Here is a 20,376-nt window from a genome sequence, read left to right as displayed (position 1 = left end):
CCACGGTGGTCGGGGTCGCCGCCGCGCGACCGGACTGAGGTCGCTTTGCCTAAGCCCAGCGGCCGGGCCGGGACCGCTTTACCATCATGCTGTGCTTGCCCGCAGACTCCGTGACATCAGCCTGGCGGCGGTCCTCATCGCGGCCGCACCGGCGTTGCCCGCTGCCCTCCCGGCGTCCGCAATTCCCAGCGCCGCGGCCGCCACCTGCCCCCAGGTGCAGGTGGTCTTCGCCCGCGGACGGATGGAGTCGCCGGGACCGGGGGTGTTGGGCAACGCGTTCATCAGTTCGCTGCGATCCAAGGTCAACAAGAACATCGGCGTCTATGCCGTGAATTACCCCGCCGACACCGAGGTTGCTCAGGGTGCCAACGACATGAGCCACCACGTTCAGGACATGATCAACAATTGCCCGAATACCCGGCTGGTGCTCGGCGGCTACTCGCTCGGCGCGGCGGTGACCGACGTGGTCCTCGCGGCGCCCATCGGCGCGTTCGGCTTCGACAGCCCCCTGCCGCCGGGCGCCGACCAGCACATCGCTGCGGTGGCCCTCTTCGGCAACGGCAGCCAGTGGGTCGGTCCGATCACCAACTTCAACCCGACCTACAACGACCGGACCATCGAGTTGTGCCACGGCGCCGACCCCATCTGCAACCCCGCCGACCCGAACACCTGGAACGCGAACTGGCCGCAACACCTCGCCGGTGCGTACATCGACGCGGGCATGGCGAATCAGGCGGCCGACTTCGTCGCCGGCAAGCTCTGAGCGATCCGGCGCGCCGGATCGCTACAGGCGGTAGTGAGCGAGCTAAGCCCGCGACGTAACCCGCTCCGGCGATCTCGCGGTCCGACGCCGTCGTGCCCGCAGTCCCACGTACCCGAGCAGCAGACCCGCGCCGATCTCGGCGACCGCGGTGACCCACGAGAACCAGGTGACGTTGATGCGCGGCCCGGACGTGAAGCTGTCCTGGAAGTCCGGCAGGAACGTCGGCAGCACATGGGCATAGACGAACAGCGCGGCGCTGCCGAAACCCACCGCGATCGCCGCCTCGGGCGCCCGCGGGTGATGACGCAGGACGAGCACGACGGCGATCAGCACGACGATGCCCTGGATGGTGCCGCCGACCATGATCGACGGCGGCGATGCCGCCATTCCCCGCCGAAAATGATCGATTGCGTGCAGGGCGTAGGCGGCGGCGAACCCGATCATCGCCGTGGTGAGCGGACGGTGCGCTGTGCTCGAAAACCAATTGTTCGACATCGCTTTCCCCAATCGACTTCTACTACTCACGGTAGTAAACGGTGGGAATGATGTAAACGGCGCACACCGAAAATCTCGGGGCATCGCCGTGGCTCTCGCGCCACGGCTGCCCTCTATGGCGGAGCGCTGCCCCGGACGGAGTTATCGAAATGATTTTGCGGCTCGATTATCGCGTGGGAGCGGGTCCACGCCCGGTACGCCTATTGCGCAATTTACGCACGGAAATGTTCAGGCCGGGGTGTTGGTGCTGGAGTAGAGCTTGAAGTCGCGGATCAGCGGAATGACCTCGCCACCGGCGACCGCGGCACGCTGGCTGGCGCGGAAAGCGGGGTGACGACGCATCGCCTCACGGCGTTCGCGTTCCTGGCGCCGAGCCGCAGCCCATCGCGGGTGGGACTGAAGGGAAATAACCGTCGCTCCCGTTGAATTCGCCACGATCGTTAACTCCTCCCAGTGCAACCCGCAAAAGCTACGCCTTCTGGTTATCGGCTTGTGATCTCAGGATGCCCGGCCGATCCTGAGGCCAAACCACCCACGAAGTTGAGAATTAGCCATGAATTTCGACTAATCCCGCCGCCGTTACCGCGCCGCCGTCCGTGCTGGCCCGCCCGCGATTCGAAACGTTAGCGGCGAGCACCGACAGATTTCGGAGTTCGGTCGGGACGGCGGTGGCTGCTATCGTCCCCGCGTATGCCCAAGATGGACCGCCGCCGCATGATGTTGACCACCGGGATCGGCGTGCTGGCAGCCGCGCTGCCTGCGCCGGATGCCCTGGCCAGCCCGGGTCGCACACCCGCTCCCGCCGCTCCCAGCGGCCAAACCGGCACCTACATTTTTCACGACGAATTCGACGGACCCGCCGGCTCAGCGCCGGATTCGTCGAAGTGGACGGTGGCGAAGGCCCGCGAATCCATCAAGGACCCGACATATTGGGAGCTGCCCGAGCACATCGGGCAGTACCGCGACGATCGTCGCAACGTCTTCCTCGACGGCAACTCCAACCTGGTTCTCCATGCCGCCAAGGATGGCCCCACCTACTACAGCGGCAAAGTCCAAAGCCTCTGGCGGGGTGGCGTCGGCCATACCTGGGAAGCCCGTATCAAGCTCAACTGCCTGACCGCCGGTGCCTGGCCGGCCTACTGGCTGGGCAACGATGACCAGGGCGAGATCGACGTGATGGAGTGGTACGGCAACGGCAGTTGGCCCTCGGCCACCACCGTGCACGCGAAAGCCAATGGCGGCGAATGGAAGACCCACAACATTGCGATGGACAGCGCCTGGCACACCTGGCGCACGCAGTGGGATGAGGCCGGCATCCGGTTCTGGAAGGACTACTCCGACGGGGCCCAGCCGTATTTCGACGTGCCGGCGAGCTCGCTGCCCGATTGGCCGTTCAACGGACCGGGCTACACGGTCTACCCGGTGTTCAATCTGGCGGTGGCAGGTTCCGGCGGCGGCGATCCGGGACCGGGAACCTATCCCGCCGACATGCTCGTCGACTGGATCCGCGTCTGGTAGGCGGGTTCAGTGGGTGAGCAGGGCGACCGCACTCGACGATTTGCCGCCCGGACGGCGCAAATCCGGCCGAGGCAGCCAGGCAAGCGGACGCATCCAGATCGGTAGGCGATGCAATCGGTGGGCGGCCACCAGTACCGACTCAGCCTCGACGGTCCGCCAACCAAGGTCTTCGAAAAAGGCCAGGCCGTTGTCGGGTGCGAATTTGAACGGCGCGTTTTCCGAGATGCCGGCGACGTTCTTGTTGATCCGCTTCTTCAGGCCCGGAAAGGCGAAATCGAGCATCCACCACGCGACCTCGGGGCGCTTGATCGCGTCTGAAAGCCCGACGACGGCGGTGGGCTCGAGGTACATCGACAGGCCCTCGGTCAGCACGAAGGCCTTCGCCGCACCATCCAGCGCGTCGTTGAAGAACGTGTCTCGGGCGCGCGGGTCGGCGAGGTCAACCGCTATGCGTCGGAGCCGGCAGCGCGGGGTCTGATCGCCGAGTACTTGCGTCTTTTCCTCGAGCAACTTGGGCAGATCGGCCTCGACCCAGGTGAGATCGGGTGGGAGGTCTAAGCGATAGGGCCGGGTGTCCAGACCGGCGGCCAGATTCAGCACCCGGTCGCAGCCGTTCGCGAGCGCGTCGGCGATGGCGTCGTCGATGAGCTTGGTGCGCGCGACCAACCAAAAACCGCTGCGATCGGTCCAGCGAACGTTGTCGACGATCGCGCGGCCGTGTTCGCCGGCGAGACGCTCCGCCAGCGGGTCGCTGAACAGCGCGTCGGGGCGGGCCGATTCGGTTGCCCGATGCAACGCCGTCCACCGGGCCGTATCGGAAACATGGGTGATCGTTTGGCCTGGGCGTGACATACGTTGCGTTATAGCAAGCCCCGCTGCCGCTCTACTGACCGGCCTTGCCGCCGGCGAGCCACGCTTCCGTCACCCCGCGGGTCTGGGGCGGTGGGTAGACGGTGTCCGGTCGGCCGATTTGGCCGACCTTGACCGTCCACGCCGATGATGAGCGGTCGATGCAACTCCCGGCGCCCTGGCTGGGCAGCCACAGCACCGCGGTATTGCCACCGCCGCCGGTGCCGCACCCGTACACCGGGACATACCCGTCGGCGCGACCGCCCCAGGCGCCACCGTTGCGGAACAGGCACCGCGTGCCGTCGTCGAGAGTCAGCGCGAACGGGTCCGGGGTTGTGGGTGCCTGCACGGGCGGCAGCGGGCCGTCGTAGTTCACCCGATGCATGCGCTTGTCCCAGGGATTGTCCACGCACAGCAGCGATCCGGGTGTCGAGGGCCAACAGGTGAGGGCGCCCGCCGCGGTTGGCGAGCAGGAGTAGACGTTGTCGGCCAGCGCCGACGGCGACGGTGAAGAGCACTCGCTGGCCTGGCCGACGTTGCCCGGTCCGGACGCCACCTGGTAACCGTTCATCGGTTGGCCATCGGGCCCGACGGCCACGACGGTGATCTGCTGGGTGGGCGGCGGATCCGCGGCAGCCGGCCCGGGCGGCGACAGGATCGTCGCTGTCAGCACCGTCAGCGCGGCGACGGGGACACCGGCGATTCGCGACATCACGTTCACCGCGCAAAACCTTTCGTACGGCGGCCCCCTTGTTGAAGGGTACGGTGCGCATATGTCCGATCGAAACCGTCGTTTTCTGCTCCGCGAACGCCCCACCGGCCGCATCGGCCCGGACACCTTCGAACTGAGCGAGGAGGCGGTGCCCGAGATCGGCGACGGCGAGGCGCTGGTGCGCGTCGACTGGATCTCGCTCGACCCGACCAACCGCATGTGGATCAACGACACCCCGACATACCTCCCCCCGGTCGGGCTCGGCGAGGTCATGCGCGCCGCCGGGATCGGCGAGGTCGTCGCGTCCAAGAGCTCCACCTACGCGGTCGGACAGCAGGTGCAAGGCCTGCTCGGCTGGCAGGAGTACGCGGTCCTCACGGACACGGCGATGGTGAACCCGGTGGACGTGGCACCCGGCATCTCGCCGAGCGCCTACCTGGGTGCGCTCGGGATGACCGGGCTCACCGCGTGGATCGGGATCCGTGAGATCGGCAAGCCGCGGCCGGGCGAGACCGTCGTCGTCTCCGCGGCCGCGGGTGCGGTCGGGTCGGTCGCCGGCCAACTCGCCAAGGCCGCCGGCGCTCGCGTCGTCGGGATCGCCGGCGGGCCCGAGAAGTGCGCGCTACTCACCGACCAGCTCGGCTTCGACGCGGCCGTCGACCACCGAGCCGACGACTGGGCCGCCCAGCTGGCGGCGGCGACGCCCAAGGGCATCGACGTCGACTTCGAAAACGTCGGCGGCGACCTGATGGACGCCATCTTCGCGCGCCTCAACATCGGCGCCCGCGTCGCGCTCTGCGGCCTGATCTCCGGCTACAACGCGGAAGACCCCCCGCCGGGCCCCCGCGCATTCGGCAATCTGCTCATCCAGCGCGCCACATTGCAGGGTTTCATCGTCCTCGACCACTTCGGGCGCGCGCCGGAAGCGATCGGCGAGATCGCGGGCCTGATCGAGGCGGGAAAGCTCACCCCGCTCGAGACCCTCGTCGAGGGCTTCGAGCAGCTGCCAACGGCGATCAACATGCTCTTCGACGGCAAGAACGTCGGCAAGCTGGTGGTCAAGGTCGGCTGATCCTCAGCCGAATTCGAGTAGGGCGAAGACGCCGCGATAAGGCTTCGCGGGCGGAAAGCGCCAGAACGCGGGGTATAGCTTGCCGAAGAAGAAGCCCCGCCCCGCGGGCATCGGTACATCGTGCACGGCACGGATGCCGGGCACGCCTTCCGCCAGCTTCGCCAGTTGACGCACCGAGAGGCTGAAGGGCATCGGCGGTACCCGGTAGCGCTTGGACGATCGCAGCCCCCTTCGCGCGACCTTCTTGACGATCGTCGGCGGCAGGTCGAAGAACATCCGGCCGCCGGGAAATCGCTTGGCGCACTGGGTGATCAGTCCCAGCGCCTCGTTGGGCTGTAGGTACATCAGCAACCCTTCGGCGGTGACGAACACGCCGTTGCCGGTGTCGACCTTGTCCATCCAGCTGTAGTCGAGTGCGGACTGCGCGAGATGAGTGATCCGCGTGGATTGCGGCAGCAGCCGCTGCCGAAGGTCGATGACCTGAGGCAAATCCACCGAAAGCCAACTGAATTGCGCGCCGGGTAGGGCGCGGTCCAGGCGCCAGAAAGACGTCTGGAAACCTTCGGCAAGCGCGACCACGGTCGCCCTGGGATGCGCGGTCAGGTAATCGATTGCGCACCGATCGACGGCCAGCGAACGCAGCGCCATCTCCTGGCCCCTGCGCCCGAACTTCTCGAAGTCGAAGTCGAAGGACTCCACCAGCCTGACGGCCATCGGATCGTCGATGATCGGGTCCGGGCGCCCGGCCTGATATGCCCTGCCGTAGAGGGTCAGCAGCGCCGTTTCCGAAACACCGGTCAGCAGCGTGGCATCCACCTTCTGGCTGTCTTGATTCGTCATCACGCCAAACCGTAACCGGCTCAGCGCCGAACGTAGGTGCCTACGCGCCGTCTCATGTCGAGCGGCTAGGCCGGTGCGGAAGCCGGATCGATCGGAATCGCGATCTCGTTGCGACGCCGCATCGGCAGCGTCCAGGGCGGATCGTAGAACCAGGCCTCGGCCTCTCCGGTGGTCTTGATCCCGTTGTCCCGCAATGTTTTCCTGAGCTCATCGGTGCGAGACGCGACCGCCTTGGGGCTGCGGTCACCGCTGAATCGCAGCACGGCTACGGTCGCGGACGGCACGGTGACGAGGCGGACCTGATCGTCTTTGGGCGCGGGAAGGGTCTCCATCGTCCACTTCTCGGGCATGAAAAACCGGATCACCCAGCCACTCTCGGCGCTGGCGGACTGTACGACGGGCGCGGTCATCGCGATCTGCTGGCCACGACGGCCCGGCTGCTGGCTGACGGGTGCCGTCATCGAGATCGATTCGTTGCCCCGATTGCCGCCGAATATGTATCCCGCCAGTCGTCGGAACCCCACGTCACGAGCGCGGTTTTCGTCGGCGTCGACTGTAGTCTCGGCGGCAATCCGCGGACCGTAGCGGCGTATCTCGACGGTGCCGGTGAGCGGATGGCGCGTGTACTTCGGTTCCTCGAGGCCAACGCGAATGCCGCCCACCGCCAGAACCGATTCGGCGACCTGCTCGGCGAGCTTGATCGGGTTCATCATCAAAACCATTTGACCCACCAGGCCCCGATGACGCAAGTGCGGTCACTCCCCAACGACGGTGTCACCCGACCCTTGTCTTTCGTCGTGGGCGAGGGTAACGCGCGTCCTCCCCGGTGGCGGGTTGGGATCGGTAGCCGACCCGGGGATCTGTACTTGGCGCAACGACGACGCCAGTCCGGCGCCGCCCCACGAAAGGAAGTCAGAAATGAAGATCGTCCCGGCCAGCATCGAAGAGCAGATCAACCGGGTGGACCGGCAGCGCAGCCTCTACATCGGGCTCAGCGCCGGCGCCGTGGCGCTGTGGAGCGCTTTCCGGCTGATCTGGGCCCTCTACATCGGGATGACATTCGGCTGGTTCTTGGGGTCGATGGTCTTCCAGTTGGTGCTGTGGGGCGTGATCGGTGCGGTCTCGGCGGTTGCGGCCGCTGGGTTCCTGACCCGCTACGCCAAGGGCTCTTGACTCGTCCGTAGCAGCGCGAAGTTCCGAACCTCATGGAGGTTCGGAACTCTTGCGTTCGAAGGCTAGAGCTGGGCCCAGACCGACTTCGTCTTCAGGTAGGCCTCGATGCCCTCACGCCCGAACTCGTGACCCCAGCCGGACTGCTTGTAACCGCCGAACGGTACATCGTGGTCGAACACCAACTGGCAGTTCACCTGAACGCTGCCGGCCTGCAGCCGCTTGACGATGCGGTGGGCGCGGCCGAGGTTCTCCGTCCAGGCCGTGGCCGCCAGGCCGTAGGTGGTGTCGTTGGCCATGGCCACGGCCTCGTCCTCATCGTCGAACGGCAGGACACTGACCACCGGCCCGAAGATCTCCTGCTGATACAGCCGCATGCCGGGGTCGACGTTGGTCAGCACCGTCGGGTGCACGAAGTAGCCCTTGCGGTCCAGGCGGTAGCCGCCGGTCACCACTTCGACGCCGTCACTCTTGCCCTCGTCGATAAAACCCATGACGCGGGTCAGCTGCTTCTGGCTGATCAACGGTCCGCTGACGCAGCCCTCTTCGCTGGGCGCGCCCAGCTTGAACGTGTCAGCCATCAGCGCAATGCCTTCCACCACGCGGTCGTACACCCCACGCTGCACGAAAATCCTCGAGCCACATACGCATCCCTGCCCGGAGTGCACGAAGATGCCCAACGACGCCATCATGATCGCCTTGTCCAGGTCGGCGTCGTCGAAGATCAGCACCGGCGACTTCCCGCCGAGTTCGAGCATGACCTTCTTCAGGTTGCCGGCCGAGGCCCGCACGATCTCCTTGCCGACCTCGGTCGACCCGGTGAAGGCGACCTTCTCGACGTCGGGATGCGCGGTGATCGCCGCACCGGCGGTATGCCCGTAACCGGTCAGCAGGTTGACCACTCCCTCGGGGACACCGGCATCGTGAATCAGCCTGTCCAGCAAGACCGCCGACAGCGGGGTCTCCTCCGCGGGTTTGACGAGCATGCTGCACCCGGCCGCCAGCGCGGGCGCCAGCTTCGCGCTGGCATTGAAGATCGGGCCGTTCCACGGGAAGATCAGCCCCACCACGCCGAAGGGCTCCTTGAGCGTGTAGGCATGCATGTTGACGAAGGCGTCGGTGGCGATGCCGTCCGTCTTCACGTCATACGCGACGCCGTTGAGCTTGGAACACCAGCCCGCGTAGTAGCGGAAGAACTCCGAGCAGGTCGACATCTGCAACTGCGCCTGCATCAACGGCATGCCGGTGTTGAGCGAGTCGAGTTGGGCGAACTCTTCGGCATGCTCGTCGATCAAATCCGCGATACGCCACATGATCTTGGCGCGCTCGCGGCCCGGCAGCTGGGACCAGGCGCCCGATTCGAAGGAAGCCCTCGCCCGCGCGGCGGCACCGTCGACCGCCGCTTCCCCACAGTCGGTGAACTCGGTGATCGTCTCCTCGGTGGCGGGGTCGATGACCGCGATGACCTCGCCCGTTCCCGGGCGGTTTCGGAGGTCCTCCAATACCGTCTGCAGCGTCATCCGATCCCTTCCGTATCGCGGTGCCGTTCGGCCGGCACACAATGCTGAGCACTTGCTTAGCATTGTGTGTGCAGCCGGTCAAGGCCGCGTTCACGGATCAGACCGCGGCGCCGTGCCGCGAAAGCGGTTGGTATCGATTGGCTAGCGCAGCACTCAGCGCAGTTCCTGGATGCGGATCAGGTTGCCCGCGGGATCGCGGACCGCGCAGTCCCGCAGTCCGTACGGCTGTTCTGTCGGCTCCTGGACGATGTCGACGTCGTTGGCCTGCAGCTGCTCGAAGGTGCGGTCGAGGTCCTTGGTCGCCAACAGCAACGTGGCGTAGCTGCCCTTGGCCATCATCTCGGCGATGGTGCGCCGCTCGTCATCGGTGATGCCCGAGTTGGCGGCCGGCGGATTCAGGACGATCGACGTGTCGGGCTGGTTCGGAGGTCCCACGGTGATCCACCGCATCTTGCCCTTTCCGACGTCAAGGCGGACTTCGAAGCCGAGGGTGTCGCGGTAGAAGGCGAGCGAGGATTCCGGGTCGTCGTGTGGCAGGAAGCTCGAGTGAATCGTGATATCCATGGGGTCAGGCTAAGCGCGGCCCGGTGACCGATGCTTCTCGATTCCTGATCGGTCTGGTCACCTGTTTGGCCACGCAGGGCGGCATTCCGGCCAGCGTGTCCACCCCCAGGCGCCGGTAGGTGCTCGGCGGCACGCCGACCAGTTCGGTGAAGCGAGTGCTGAAGGTGCCCAACGAAGAGCAACCGACCGCGAAACACACATCGGTGACGCTCAGGTCGCCACGCCGCAGCAGCGCCATCGCGCGCTCGATGCGCCGCGTCATCAGATAGGAGTATGGCGACTCGCCGTAGGCACGGCGGAACTCGCGGCTCAGGTGGCCGGCGGACATGTGCACGTCACGCGCGAGCGCCTCCACGTCCAGCGGCCGTGCATACTCGCGATCGATCCGGTCCCGGACGCGGCGGAGCAGCGTGAGGTTGCGCAGGCGCTGCGCCGCGTCGGCTCCTTGGCGCACCGGTAATCCCTACGCGCCGACCAACTCTGGATGGAACTTGGTCGCCATCCGGCGCAGCCCGTCACGCCAGTCGACCGTCGTGCCGCCGATCAGCTCGTGCATCCGGACGCTGTCCGTGGGATTGCCGCGCAGCGCCTGAGCGCTCACCTCGAAGACCGGCTCCTTGCCCACCAGCGAGCCCAGGTAGCCACACCACTCCTGGATGCTGACCGTTTGGTCACCGCACCAGTTGACCGTGGTCGCCGGGACCGACGCCACCTCCAGCAGCTTCGGAATGGTCGCGATGATGTCGTCCTCGTGAATCGGGTTGTAGCGCGCGGGTTCCCCGGGCGGGACCGGGATCGGGATGCCCGCCAGCAGCATCTCCATGTGGTAGAACGGCCACCCGCCGTTGTCGCCGTATGGGACGTTGAGCCGGGCGACGGTGGTGGGCACTCCGAGGGCCCGCGCCATCGAACGGGCGACGACCTCCCCGGCGATCTTGGAGATGGAGTAGGTGGGGAACAGGCACTTGTGGTTGTCGCCCAGGGCGGCGGCCTCGGTTCGCGGATCGTCGCCCGGCGGGTCATAGACGGCGGCGGACGAACAATGCAGAAACGCCTTGGCATCGCGGCAGTGCGCCATGAGCAGACCCACCGACTCCGCATTGGCGGCGAGGTCCTTGTCCCAGTTCCCGCTCTTGGCCACTGCCAGGTTCAGGACGTACTCGAAATCGGTTGGCAGACTGGCGAAGTCACCTGCTGCCAGGTTGACCTTCTCGCATCGGACGCCAGCCTTCTCCAGGCCCTCCCGGGCCGCCGGATCGGTGAAGCGGGCAATGCCCCACACCTCGTTGTCGGCCGCGAGCGCCCGCGCAATGGGGGTTGCGATTTGACCGGTCGGACCGGTGATCAGGATCTTCGAGCCGCGCATGCGCTGATAGTAGCGACTCACAGCCCTGGTTGGTCGTCGATGATGCCGAGCCAGATCTGCGCGACGTCGATGGCGACTTTCTCGCTGATGAAGGCATGCTGCGTCCCGGTGTAGATGTCCCGGAAAGCGCGCTCCAACCGGGTACCCTCCCGGATCGAGCTGGTGCCCGCGACCAGGTGCGCCCACTCGGCGCAGCTTCGGGCCGTGTCGGTCGCAAAGACCGCCGCCACGCGCATGTCCGCGCGCAGCAACGGTGTCAGCTCCTCCCCCGACGCGACCGCGGCCTCGGCGGTGGTGAACGCGTCGAGCACCAGCAGCCGAGCGGCGCGCCAGGCCGCGCGGTGGTGCGCCAGCCCCTTCTGGAAGGTCGGGCGGCTGGCCAGCGACGCCATGTCACTCATCCGGAACTTCGTCGCCGCCAACTCCTGGACGTCGTCGAGCATGCTCTTGGCGACGCCCAGGGCCCACGACGCGTGACCGGCGGCGGTCACCGGCATCAGCCCCATCCGGGTGGCCGGCGACGTCCCGCGATACGGCTGACGCACAAAGAGCTCGAAGGTGCGGCTCGCCGGTACGAACACCTCCTGGGCGCTGTAATCATAGGACCCGGTTCCCTTGAGCCCCTGGACAAACCAGCCGTCGTTGAAGCTGATCTGATCCCGGGGAATCACCGCGACCCGCATCTCGGGGAAGCCCTCACTGATCCAGCGCATTTCGCCGTTGTCCATCGGAAGGAACCCGGCGGCGACGTACTGGGAATGCCCGATGCCCGAGCCGAAGTTCCACGACCCGCTCACCAGGTAGCCGCCATCGACGGCGGATCCCTGCCCGTTGGGGAAGAATTGGCCGCCCATCGTGACGCGGTTGTCGTGCGCCGTGAACACCTCGGCAAAACCCTCGTCGGGCAGATACGCCGCGACGGCGAAGGAAGATGGCAGGTTGGCGATGCCGACCCACCCGAAAGAGCCGTCCTGCCAAGCCATTTCGATCCAGGTTTCGATCATCTCGGTGAACGACGGCTCCGTACCGCCCGCCGGGGCCGGGTTGAACGCGGACATCAGCCCGGTCGCCCACATCTCGTCGACGATCGCCGGGGTAAGGGTGCGCATCCGCTCGGATTCTGCGGCCTCGGCGCGCACCAGGTCGCGCATTCCGCGGGCGAGCGAGACAACCCGGTCATCGGTGTCGGCTATCGACGTCATCCACCTGTCCCATCATCGCGACGGCATCAGCGGGAAACTGATATCGGTGACCGTACCAACCGCTTAGCGCTGAAAAGAATGAATCGCGGGACACGGGGCCGGAAGCGGTACGCCGAAATGTCGCCTTACCGTAGGGGCGTGCGCTGGATCGTTGACGGCATGAATGTGATCGGGAGCCGCCCGGACGGGTGGTGGAAGGACCGCGGTCGCGCCATGGCCGCATTGGCCGACCGCCTCGACCGATGGGCCGCCACCCAAGGCGACCACGTGACGGTTGTGTTCGAACGGCCGCCGTCGAGCGCCATTCCCGCGGCGGCGATCGAGATCGCGTACGCGCCCCGGGCGGCCGCCAACTCGGCCGACGACGAGATCGTCCGGCGCGTCCAGGCCGACCCCCGGCCGCACGACATTCGGGTGGTGACGTCGGACAAAGGGCTGAGCGACCGCGTGCTGAGCCTGGGCGCCTCGGTCCACCCCGCTGCAAGCTTCCGCGACCTCATCGACCCCCCGGGGCAGCGGGCCCGATGAACACCAGCCGCAACCGGGTCTGTGCATCCGCCGGGGTCGACATCCCGATCATCCAGGCGCCGATGACCTATATCGCCGGCGCCCAGCTGGCCGCCGCGGTGTCCAACGCGGGCGCGCTGGGCGTCATCGAGACCACATCCGAGCAGGGGCGGGCCGACCTGCGGCGCGTCCGTGACCTCACCGACCGTCCGGTGGGCGCGAACATCGCGCTGATCATGAACCGCGACCCGGCCACCGTGGATCTCCTGGTAGCCAACGACATTCGCTTCGTCACCACATCGGCCGGCGATCCGGCGCTGTTCATCGGACGGCTCCACGATGCCGGGATCACCGTGTTCCATGTGGTGGGCACCCTCGCGGCTGCCCGGAAAGCCGTGGACGCCGGAGTGGACGGGCTCGTGGTCGAGGGCGTCGAGGGCGGCGGGTTCAAGAACCGATTCGGTGCGTCGACCATGGTGCTGCTGCCGCTGGTGGCGGCGCAGGTCGACGTGCCGATCGTGGCGGCTGGAGGGATCTGCGACGCGCGCTCGATGGCGGCCGCGTTCGTCCTCGGAGCCGAGGGCGTGCAAATGGGGACGCGGTTGCTCGCCTCGGCGGATTCCCCGGTGCACGGCAACCTCAAGCAGGCGGTCGTCGCGGCCGATGAAACCTCCACCGTGCTCCTCCCCCTCGACGGCAAACGCATGATGCGGGTGATCCGGACGGCCGCCGCCGAAAGGCTGGACACCGCGATGTCTTCCGGCGACGGCGCCGCGGCGCTGCAACGGGTGCAGCGGCTGTATTTCGACGGGGACATGGACGCCAGTGTCGCCAACACCGGTCAGGTGGCCGGGCGGATCGAGGACATCCCGCCGGCGGCCGACATCATCAAGCGGATGTGGGCGGGATGCGGCGAAGCGCTGGCGGCCACCGCGGACCTGTTCGGGCCGCCGGGGCTTAGCTTGGGCGACTCTTGACGTCGAAGACGACCTGCTCGCCTTCGACTTTGGTGATGCGCATGTGCGCGGTGTAGCCCTTGCCCTCCGGCCCGGTGAAGTGACAGTCGAACTCTTGGCCCACCTTGGCTTCGACACCGGAGGGACAGCTCACGTCGGTCGGGTGGAATCCCGTCTGGCGCGAGACGACGTCGACGACGGATTGCGCCGCGCCGTCGGGTTTGACCGTCGACTTCGCGCTGCATCCGGCGACCTGGAGGGCCACCAGAGTCGCCAGCACGCCCGCGACGACCGGAAATCTGCCGCAATCCATAGCCGGTCAGGCTAACACGCAATCGGCGCGTTAGAACAGCTCACAGCGACGGACATTGTCAGCTCGCAAACGAGCGACGGGAGGCCCGCGCCTGGGGGCAACCGCAGTCGGCGGATCGGGTCAGCCCGCCGCGGCCAGTGCCGCGTCGTAGTTGGGCTCCTGGGCGATCTCGGGGACCAACTCCGTGTAGCTGACCTTCCCGTCGGCGCCGACCACGACGATCGCCCGGGCCAGCAGACCGGCCATCGGCCCGTCGTTGATGGTGACGCCGTAGTCCTCGCCGAAGCTGCTGCGGAACGCCGAGCCCGTCTTGACGTTGTCGATGCCCTCGGCGCCACAGAATCGGGCGAACGCGAACGGCAGGTCCTTTGACACGCACACCACCGTGGCTCCGCTCGCGGCGGCGCGCTCGTTGAAGGTCCGTACGCTGCTCGCGCACACCGGCGTGTCCACGGACGGGAAGATGTTGAGCACCACGGCTTTACCGCCGAGCTGGTCGCTACTGACCGCCCCCAGATCGCCGCCAGTCAGGCTGAATGCCGGCGCCGGGGATCCGACGGCAGGCAGCTCGCCGACGGTGTTGATCGGGTTTCCACGCAACGTTATCTGTGCCATGCGGACAGTCTGCCAAGCGCGCCTTGGCCACCATGGGTCAGGTCCCATGTCCTAATTGGTGGGTTGCAGGGCGTAGACGACATGTGGCTGCGTGCCGAACACTTGAGTCCATGACTCGCAAGGTCGTCATCGCCGGTTTCCCCGGCGTGCAGGCGCTCGATGTGGTGGGCCCGCACGATGTCTTCACCGGCGCCTCGCTGCTCACCGGGGGCGGGTACGAGGTCGTCGTGGGCTCGGTCGGCGGCGGCCCCGTGGCCACCCCGACCGGGCTGGCCTTCGTCGCTGCGCCGCTGCCGGCCCCGAACGACCCCAACGAGAAGATCGACACGGTCGTGCTGCCGGGCGGCGGAGGTGTCGAGGCGGCCCGGTCGGATACCGAGCTGATCGGCTGGATCAAGGCCGTCGCCGGAACCGCCCGCCGCGTGGTCACCGTCTGCACCGGCGCGTTCCTGGCGGCCGAGGCCGGGCTGCTGGACGGGCAGCGGGTCACCACGCACTGGGCCTTCGCCGGGCGGTTGGCCCGCGAGTTCCCCGCGATCGAAGTCGACGCCGATCCGATCTTCGTCCGCACCTCGGACACCGTATGGACGGCCGCCGGAGTCACCGCGGGGATAGACCTGGCGCTCTCACTGGTCGAGGATGACCACGGCACCGAGGTTGCGCAGACGGTCGCCCGCTGGCTGGTGCTGTATCTGCGCCGGCCGGGCGGACAGACGCAGTTCGCGGCGCCGGTGTGGATGCCGCGCGCGAAACGCAACGCGATCCGCGCGGTGCAGGAGGCGATCGAGGCCCAACCCGGTGGCGAGCACAGCATCGACGAGCTGGCCCGTCGCGCGGCGATGAGCCCGCGGCACTTCACCCGTGTGTTCACGGCCGAGGTAGGCGAGGCGCCCGGCCAATACGTCGAACGCGTCCGCACCGAGGCCGCGCGCCGGCAGTTGGAGGAGACCGACGACACCGTCGTCGCGATCGCCACCCGCTGCGGCTTCGGCACCGCGGAAACCATGCGGCGCAACTTCCTTCGCCGGGTCGGCATTCCGCCGGACCAGTACCGCAAGGCCTTTGCCTGAAATCGAAAGGACGACACCATGACCCAAATCGCAATCGTGACCTATCCGGGATTCACCGCGCTCGACATGATCGGCCCCTATGAGGTGCTGCGCAATCTGCCGGACGCCGAGGTGCGGTTCGTCTGGCACGAGCCCGGGCCGATCACCGCGGACTCCGCTGTGCTGGTCATCGGGGCCACCCACGCACTGGCCGAAACACCCTCGCCCGACGTGGTTCTGGTGCCGGGCGGCCCGTCGACCCCGGTGCATGCCCGCGACGAGGCGCTGCTGGACTGGCTGCGCCGGGCGCATCGGACCGCCCGATGGACGACGTCGGTGTGCTCCGGGTCGGTGATCCTGGCGGCGGCCGGACTTCTCGAAGGGCGGCGGGCCACGTCGCACTGGCTGACCATTCCCGCGCTGAAGGCCTTTGGCGCTGTCCCGGTGGCCGACGAACGCGTCGTGCATGAAGGCGACATCGTCACGAGCGCGGGCGTCTCCGCGGGACTCGATCTCGCGTTCTGGCTGGCCGCGCAGATCGGCGGCGAAAGCCGCGCCAAGGCAATCCAACTCGCGCTCGAATACGATCCGCAGCCGCCGTTCGATTCCGGCCACATGTCCAAGGCGTCGGCCGCCACGAAGGCGGCTGCGACCGCGCTGCTGTCCAGGGAGAGTGTGAAGCCGGCCAACGTGAAGGCGGCCACGATGCTGGCGTGGGAGGAGGCGTTGGCGGCCGTGCGGTCGCGGCGGCGGGGGCGACAGCCGGTGACCAGTTAGTCAGGCGCCCGGCTGCAGGATTTCGTCGGACTCGAGCCGGCCGCCGGCCTGTAGCCAGGCGGCCACCACACCGGGCGCGTCCCGGTTGGGGTTGTAGATGTCCTCCTCGCTGGAGAACAGTCCGTCCCCGGCATAGACCAGCCGGGTCCAGTTCGGAAACCAGAAGGGTTCACCCTTGGGGTCCGTCGGATGGTCGAGCAGATTCTTGATCATCACGACGACCGCGTCGTTGTCCTCGTCGTAGGCGGTCCAGTCGGACGGAAATCGCATGTGCGGGAACGGTGCCATGACGGCGACGATCCAGTCCCGCACTGCCTCGCGGCCATGGAACACCCCGTAGTGATGTTCGGTGTAGACGACATCCTCGGTGAAGAGATCGGCGAAAGGTCGCCAGTCGCCCGACGCGCTGCACCCCTCCACTACCCGCGTGTAGTTCTCGACGGCTTGCTCGATTTCTGCCCTGGTGAATTTGCCCATGGCGGACACACTAGAACGTGTTTCGGTTAGAGGAAGCTCGTCTGGATAGGGATATGGCATGAACGTCTTGAAGTTGTTTGATCTGCGCGGCAAGCGGGCGCTGGTGACTGGGGCATCCAGCGGCATCGGCAAGAAAGTGGCGCAGGCATATCTGCAAGCGGGTGCCGACGTGGCCATCGCGGCGCGGCGAGCCGAGGGTCTGGAACAGGTGGCCCGGGAGATCGCGGCGGACGGCGACGGCAAGGTCGTGCCCGTCGCCTGCGACGTGACCCAACCCGATCAAGTCACCGAGATGCTGGAGCGGGTGACCGCGGAGTTGGGCGGCGTCGACATCGCGGTGTGCAACGCCGGCATCATCACGGTCAACGGGATGCTGGACATGTCGCTCGAAGAGTTCGAACGCATCCAAACCACCAATGTGACAGGCGTTTTCCTCACGGCGCAAGCGGCGGCCAGGGTCATGGTCCGGCAGGGCCGGGGCGGCGCCATCATCACGACGGCCTCCATGTCGGGCCACATCATCAACGTGCCGCAGCAAGTGGGCCACTACTGCACGTCCAAGGCGGCGGTGATTCACCTGACCAAGGCCATGGCCGTGGAGTTGGCCCCGCACAATATTCGGGTCAACAGCGTCAGCCCGGGTTACATCCTGACCGAACTCGTAGAGCCGATGACGGAGTATCACCGGTTGTGGGAGCCGAAGATTCCGCTCGGGCGGATCGGCCGGCCCGAAGAACTGACCGGCCTGTACCTCTACCTGGCGAGCGACGCTTCCAGCTATATGACCGGTTCGGACGTCGTGATCGACGGCGGATACACCTGCCCGTAGCTCATGCGACGACGATGCGGCGGCCGAAACGGGCTCGCACACCGGGCGAGAAGAGCGCGCGCAACGGCTCGCCGGCGCGCCGAACCATGCTGGCCGCCACCAGGTCGTCGTGGAGCTCGACGATGTCGGCCGCGTACAGCGGCCAGGTCTCGTGTTCGTTCGGTACCCACCAGGTGCGGCCGGCCGTGCGGGTGTGCGCACCCCATCGGGCCGTCAGCCAGATTTCCAGCGGTGTCGGTTTCACCGGCGCGCCGATGGCGACCTCGATCCGGCTGCGCAGACCGCGGCGGGGCCACCGCCGCACGCTGTCGTACGTGACGCGGTCGCCGTGCCGGTTCGTCCGCATTTTCGCCCAGGTGTAGGGAACGCCGAGGCCGACGCGGGTGACGGGCACGACCGCGAGCCGCGCCGTTTCCAGCGACCGGAACAGCACACCGTGCCGGCCGGCGTCGTCGACCGAATACAGCCGGACGTTTGTCTCCGGGAAGCTGCCGAAGTACGGAAGTCGCAGCACGGAGCCGACTTTGGTGCTGCCCATGACGAACGAGACCAACCCGACGTAGGTCATCCCGTCGGCGAAGACGTCGGGCCGGGTGCCGGGCGGGTACATCGTCTCGACGGTGTCGGGCCGCACCGGCCAGTGGATGAAGGTCAGTTCACGCCAGCACTGATCGAAGGTGACGGGACCGCGAAGCGGCGGCGGGGTGAGCGGGTATCCCTCGAGCCCCCGGCCGCCGCCCGGTTCGGGCGTCGGCGACTCGGGAGTCGCGGTCATCCCTCCAACTCCCCGAAGACCTTTCGTTCGATGCCGGCTTGCGTGGTGGCCGGCAAGACGACGAGCCCCTCGAGTTCCTGGCGCGCCAACTCATAGGCCTGCCGGCGTTCCTGCCCTGTCGCGGCGGAATCCGCCGCGACCCGTAGCAGGTTCTGAGCGCGCGCGATCCGCTGCTGGTCCGCTCGAGAGAAGTCGCTGCGCCGCCTGCGTATCGCTTCCGTCTCGGCGGCGTGGAAGGCGGTCAGGTAGTCCTCGACGGCGGTCCGGTACTGCGCGGCCGTTTCGCGGTCGTCGAGGAGGTCTTCGGCTTTGGCGGGGCGCAGGAAGTCCGCTCGGAGCTTGGCTTTGTGGAAGGCGACCGTGAGCGGGTCGCGCATGTCCGTCATGAGCGGAAAGTCGAGCAACTTGGCGACGTCGAGTTCGTATTCGAGCCAGCGCGCGTCGGTGCGGCTGTGCTCCTCGAGGACGCGGCGCAGCGACCGCCACTGGGCGATGTGGTTGTCGGCGGTGTCCGGTGATTCCGTCCGATCGATCTGCGGCGGTGGTTCGGCCGGCCGGCGGTTGGCGCTGAATGCGCGCACCGCGGCGATGGTGGCCCCAGCCAGGGGCAGGATGACGATCAACAGCTCCGCCAACCGGATGAGTAAACCCACACGGCCAGGATGCCACCCGCGGCCGGCCAAGACGGACGTCGAACGCGGGGACCGAGGACGAATCCAGTGCCGGGCCCGTACACAGGGCCCACAGTCGGCGACCCAGGGAGCGGCGATGTCACGTCTGCGGTCGCACCCCGAGGACGTCGCGAAACAACGCCTGCCGCAAGGCGAGTTCGCGCGGGTCACTCCACAGGTGAAAACCCAGCCGGTTCATCACGTAGGCGAAGCCGACGCCGGTGTCCGGGTCGGCGCAGCCGAAAGAGCCGCCGAAGCCGGGAGTCCCGAAGGCCCGGCCCGAAGAGCCGAATGCAAAGTGCGGCACGGGTTTACAGAAGCCGAGGGAATACTCCACGTCGACATTCATCACCTTGTCGCGAACGCCCCGGCTCGGCGAGAGCGCCGGTGCCGCCAGAGCTTCGACGGTGTCGCCGCCGAGGCCGAGCTCGGCTCCCCCGGTTGCCGCGCTGCCATATATGCGCGCCACCGACCGGGCGGTGCCGATGCCGTTGGCCGACGGGATCTCGACCGTCCGAACGTCCTCGCGGTTGTAGTCGCCGTTGAACGGGTTGACGCCCCGCGGGACCGCGATCGCGCGGGCGGTCAGGCCGACCGGGTTGAGCGAGGCAGCCACGAATCCCCGGGGCATGACGTTCAAATGCAGCAGCGTTTCGGGGCGAACCCAGTTGTGGATGTGCGCGACCCGCTCACGGTTGACCGAATCCGGCAGGCCGATGTGCAGGTCGAGCCCGAGCGGCCGGACGATCTCGTCGGCCATGAAGCGGCCCAGCGTGCGGCCGGCCGGGTCCGTCCGGCGGATCAGCTCGGATTCGTACCAGCCCAGCGTGATCGCGTGGTAACCGTGCCGCGAACCCGGTCGCCACGCCGGCGCCTGGGCCGCCAGGATGGGCGAGAGCCTGGCCGGGTCGGCGACGTCAACCAGCGCCGGCTTCGGTTTGAGCGCGCACAGCCCGGCCTGATGCCCCAGGAGTTGGCGGACCGTCACGTCGCCCTTGCCCGCCCGCGCGAATTCCGGCCAGTAATCGGCCACCCTGGCGTCATAGGAGATGAGTCCGCGGGACACCGCGACGGCCACGACCAGGGCGGCGACCCCTTTGGTCGTGGAGAACATGTTGACCATGGTGTCGGCCCGCCAGGGTTGTCTCGCCAACCCGTTCCGGTAGCCGCCCCACAGGTCGACGACCTTGACCCCGTCGCGGTAGACGGCGACGGCCGCGCCGACTTCCGCGCCGTCGCGGAAACTGGCGCGGAAGGCGTCGGCGACCTTTCCGTAGCCGGCGTCCACGTCGCCGCCGATCAGGTCCGCCGACACCGCAACCTTGAGCACCATCGT

25 protein-coding genes are annotated in these 20,376 nt (G+C 67.4%); 9 read left to right on the top strand and 16 right to left on the bottom strand.

The genetic code is table 11. The features are described from left to right. Nucleotides 1-91 precede the first annotated feature (91 nt). Nucleotides 92-763: a cutinase family protein gene (locus A5756_RS16725; RefSeq protein ID WP_066954515.1), complete on the top strand. Its 672-nt coding sequence runs from the start codon at nucleotides 92-94 to the stop codon at nucleotides 761-763. A 42-nt stretch (nucleotides 764-805) separates the two neighbouring features. On the opposite strand, the gene A5756_RS26495 is transcribed toward A5756_RS16725, so the two are convergent. Further along, on the bottom strand, nucleotides 806-1,258 hold the full coding sequence (locus A5756_RS26495; protein ID WP_232005353.1) for a hypothetical protein: 453 nt from the start codon (nucleotides 1,256-1,258) through the stop codon (nucleotides 806-808). Nucleotides 1,259-1,948: 690 nt separating this feature from the next. On the opposite strand from A5756_RS26495, the gene A5756_RS16715 reads away from it, so the two are divergent. Next, the gene (locus tag A5756_RS16715; RefSeq protein ID WP_066954512.1) at nucleotides 1,949-2,776 is read left to right on the top strand and encodes a family 16 glycosylhydrolase; all 828 of its coding nucleotides are present in this window, start codon (nucleotides 1,949-1,951) and stop codon (nucleotides 2,774-2,776) included. 6 nt (nucleotides 2,777-2,782) lie between these two features. On the opposite strand, the gene A5756_RS16710 is transcribed toward A5756_RS16715, so the two are convergent. Together A5756_RS16710 and A5756_RS16705 are read right to left on the bottom strand one after the other, a co-directional pair. Continuing rightward, nucleotides 2,783-3,628, bottom strand: a complete 846-nt coding sequence (locus A5756_RS16710) for an SAM-dependent methyltransferase (protein ID WP_066954509.1) — start codon at nucleotides 3,626-3,628, stop codon at nucleotides 2,783-2,785. Between the two features lie 31 nt (nucleotides 3,629-3,659). Next, entirely contained in the window at nucleotides 3,660-4,346 is a 687-nt protein-coding gene (locus A5756_RS16705) for a hypothetical protein (RefSeq protein WP_066954506.1), read from the bottom strand. 52 nt (nucleotides 4,347-4,398) lie between these two features. On the opposite strand from A5756_RS16705, the gene A5756_RS16700 reads away from it, so the two are divergent. Next, complete coding sequence (locus tag A5756_RS16700) at nucleotides 4,399-5,409, top strand: NADP-dependent oxidoreductase (RefSeq protein WP_066954503.1); 1,011 nt, start codon at nucleotides 4,399-4,401, stop codon at nucleotides 5,407-5,409. 3 nt (nucleotides 5,410-5,412) lie between these two features. On the opposite strand, the gene A5756_RS16695 is transcribed toward A5756_RS16700, so the two are convergent. Continuing rightward, a complete protein-coding gene (locus A5756_RS16695; protein ID WP_066954500.1) occupies nucleotides 5,413-6,249 on the bottom strand; it encodes a class I SAM-dependent methyltransferase in 837 nt (278 codons plus the stop codon). A 65-nt stretch (nucleotides 6,250-6,314) separates the two neighbouring features. Continuing rightward, the gene (locus A5756_RS16690; RefSeq protein WP_066954497.1) at nucleotides 6,315-6,971 is read right to left on the bottom strand and encodes a heme-binding protein; all 657 of its coding nucleotides are present in this window, start codon (nucleotides 6,969-6,971) and stop codon (nucleotides 6,315-6,317) included. 196 nt (nucleotides 6,972-7,167) lie between these two features. Here A5756_RS16690 and A5756_RS16685 point away from each other — a divergent pair, with 196 nt between their 5' ends. After that, nucleotides 7,168-7,422: a hypothetical protein gene (locus A5756_RS16685; RefSeq protein WP_066954494.1), complete on the top strand. Its 255-nt coding sequence runs from the start codon at nucleotides 7,168-7,170 to the stop codon at nucleotides 7,420-7,422. Nucleotides 7,423-7,484: 62 nt separating this feature from the next. On the opposite strand, the gene A5756_RS16680 is transcribed toward A5756_RS16685, so the two are convergent. The 5 genes from A5756_RS16680 to A5756_RS16660 all read right to left on the bottom strand — a co-directional run bounded on the left by A5756_RS16680 (nucleotide 7,485) and on the right by A5756_RS16660 (nucleotide 12,071). Then, nucleotides 7,485-8,939: an aldehyde dehydrogenase gene (locus tag A5756_RS16680; RefSeq protein ID WP_066954491.1), complete on the bottom strand. Its 1,455-nt coding sequence runs from the start codon at nucleotides 8,937-8,939 to the stop codon at nucleotides 7,485-7,487. Between the two features lie 153 nt (nucleotides 8,940-9,092). After that, nucleotides 9,093-9,503, bottom strand: a complete 411-nt coding sequence (locus tag A5756_RS16675) for a VOC family protein (RefSeq protein ID WP_066954488.1) — start codon at nucleotides 9,501-9,503, stop codon at nucleotides 9,093-9,095. 4 nt (nucleotides 9,504-9,507) lie between these two features. Continuing rightward, a complete protein-coding gene (locus A5756_RS16670) occupies nucleotides 9,508-9,957 on the bottom strand; it encodes a helix-turn-helix transcriptional regulator (protein ID WP_066954485.1) in 450 nt (149 codons plus the stop codon). Nucleotides 9,958-9,966: 9 nt separating this feature from the next. Next, nucleotides 9,967-10,869, bottom strand: a complete 903-nt coding sequence (locus tag A5756_RS16665; RefSeq protein WP_066954722.1) for an NAD(P)-dependent oxidoreductase — start codon at nucleotides 10,867-10,869, stop codon at nucleotides 9,967-9,969. 17 nt (nucleotides 10,870-10,886) lie between these two features. Continuing rightward, nucleotides 10,887-12,071 (bottom strand): acyl-CoA dehydrogenase family protein, encoded by a 1,185-nt coding sequence (locus tag A5756_RS16660; RefSeq protein ID WP_066954481.1) that lies wholly within the window; start codon nucleotides 12,069-12,071, stop codon nucleotides 10,887-10,889. A gap of 138 nt (nucleotides 12,072-12,209) precedes the next feature. Between A5756_RS16660 and A5756_RS16655 the strand changes: the two genes are divergently transcribed. Next, nucleotides 12,210-12,599 (top strand): NYN domain-containing protein, encoded by a 390-nt coding sequence (locus tag A5756_RS16655; protein ID WP_066954478.1) that lies wholly within the window; start codon nucleotides 12,210-12,212, stop codon nucleotides 12,597-12,599. Then, nucleotides 12,596-13,555: a nitronate monooxygenase family protein gene (locus A5756_RS16650; protein ID WP_066954475.1), complete on the top strand. Its 960-nt coding sequence runs from the start codon at nucleotides 12,596-12,598 to the stop codon at nucleotides 13,553-13,555. The genes A5756_RS16655 and A5756_RS16650 overlap by 4 nt, the downstream gene beginning before the upstream one ends. Here the strand turns inward: A5756_RS16650 and A5756_RS16645 are convergent. Next, nucleotides 13,536-13,847: a DUF4333 domain-containing protein gene (locus tag A5756_RS16645; protein ID WP_066954472.1), complete on the bottom strand. Its 312-nt coding sequence runs from the start codon at nucleotides 13,845-13,847 to the stop codon at nucleotides 13,536-13,538. The two genes, A5756_RS16650 and A5756_RS16645, sit on opposite strands and share 20 nt — an antisense overlap. A gap of 120 nt (nucleotides 13,848-13,967) precedes the next feature. Then, nucleotides 13,968-14,462 (bottom strand): thiol peroxidase, encoded by a 495-nt coding sequence (gene tpx / locus A5756_RS16640; protein WP_066954469.1) that lies wholly within the window; start codon nucleotides 14,460-14,462, stop codon nucleotides 13,968-13,970. 110 nt (nucleotides 14,463-14,572) lie between these two features. Here tpx and A5756_RS16635 point away from each other — a divergent pair, with 110 nt between their 5' ends. Both A5756_RS16635 and A5756_RS16630 read left to right on the top strand, forming a co-directional pair. Continuing rightward, complete coding sequence (locus A5756_RS16635; RefSeq protein ID WP_066954466.1) at nucleotides 14,573-15,532, top strand: GlxA family transcriptional regulator; 960 nt, start codon at nucleotides 14,573-14,575, stop codon at nucleotides 15,530-15,532. An 18-nt stretch (nucleotides 15,533-15,550) separates the two neighbouring features. Next, nucleotides 15,551-16,288, top strand: a complete 738-nt coding sequence (locus A5756_RS16630; RefSeq protein WP_066954463.1) for a DJ-1/PfpI family protein — start codon at nucleotides 15,551-15,553, stop codon at nucleotides 16,286-16,288. Here A5756_RS16630 and A5756_RS16625 read toward each other — a convergent pair whose 3' ends face one another. Beyond that, nucleotides 16,289-16,765, bottom strand: coding sequence for a nuclear transport factor 2 family protein (locus A5756_RS16625; RefSeq protein WP_066954460.1), 477 nt, complete (start codon nucleotides 16,763-16,765; stop codon nucleotides 16,289-16,291). It lies immediately after the preceding gene. A 58-nt stretch (nucleotides 16,766-16,823) separates the two neighbouring features. On the opposite strand from A5756_RS16625, the gene A5756_RS16620 reads away from it, so the two are divergent. After that, nucleotides 16,824-17,594 (top strand): SDR family oxidoreductase, encoded by a 771-nt coding sequence (locus tag A5756_RS16620; protein WP_066954457.1) that lies wholly within the window; start codon nucleotides 16,824-16,826, stop codon nucleotides 17,592-17,594. A gap of 1 nt (nucleotide 17,595) precedes the next feature. On the opposite strand, the gene A5756_RS16615 is transcribed toward A5756_RS16620, so the two are convergent. The 3 genes from A5756_RS16615 to A5756_RS16605 form a co-directional block, all read right to left on the bottom strand. Further along, nucleotides 17,596-18,369 carry a YqjF family protein gene (locus A5756_RS16615; RefSeq protein WP_066954454.1) on the bottom strand — a complete coding sequence of 258 codons (774 nt, stop codon included), beginning with the start codon at nucleotides 18,367-18,369 and terminating at the stop codon, nucleotides 17,596-17,598. Further along, complete coding sequence (locus tag A5756_RS16610) at nucleotides 18,366-19,022, bottom strand: hypothetical protein (RefSeq protein ID WP_066954451.1); 657 nt, start codon at nucleotides 19,020-19,022, stop codon at nucleotides 18,366-18,368. Before A5756_RS16610 ends, A5756_RS16615 begins: the two co-directional genes overlap by 4 nt. Nucleotides 19,023-19,140: 118 nt before the next feature. Beyond that, complete coding sequence (locus A5756_RS16605; protein WP_066954719.1) at nucleotides 19,141-20,373, bottom strand: serine hydrolase domain-containing protein; 1,233 nt, start codon at nucleotides 20,371-20,373, stop codon at nucleotides 19,141-19,143. Nucleotides 20,374-20,376: the final 3 nt, after the last annotated feature.

Origin of the sequence: Mycobacterium sp. 852002-53434_SCH5985345 (assembly GCF_001667155.1) — a bacterium.
Classification (GTDB): Bacteria; Actinomycetota; Actinomycetes; order Mycobacteriales; family Mycobacteriaceae; genus Mycobacterium.
This window is presented reverse-complemented; position numbering and strand designations above follow the sequence as displayed.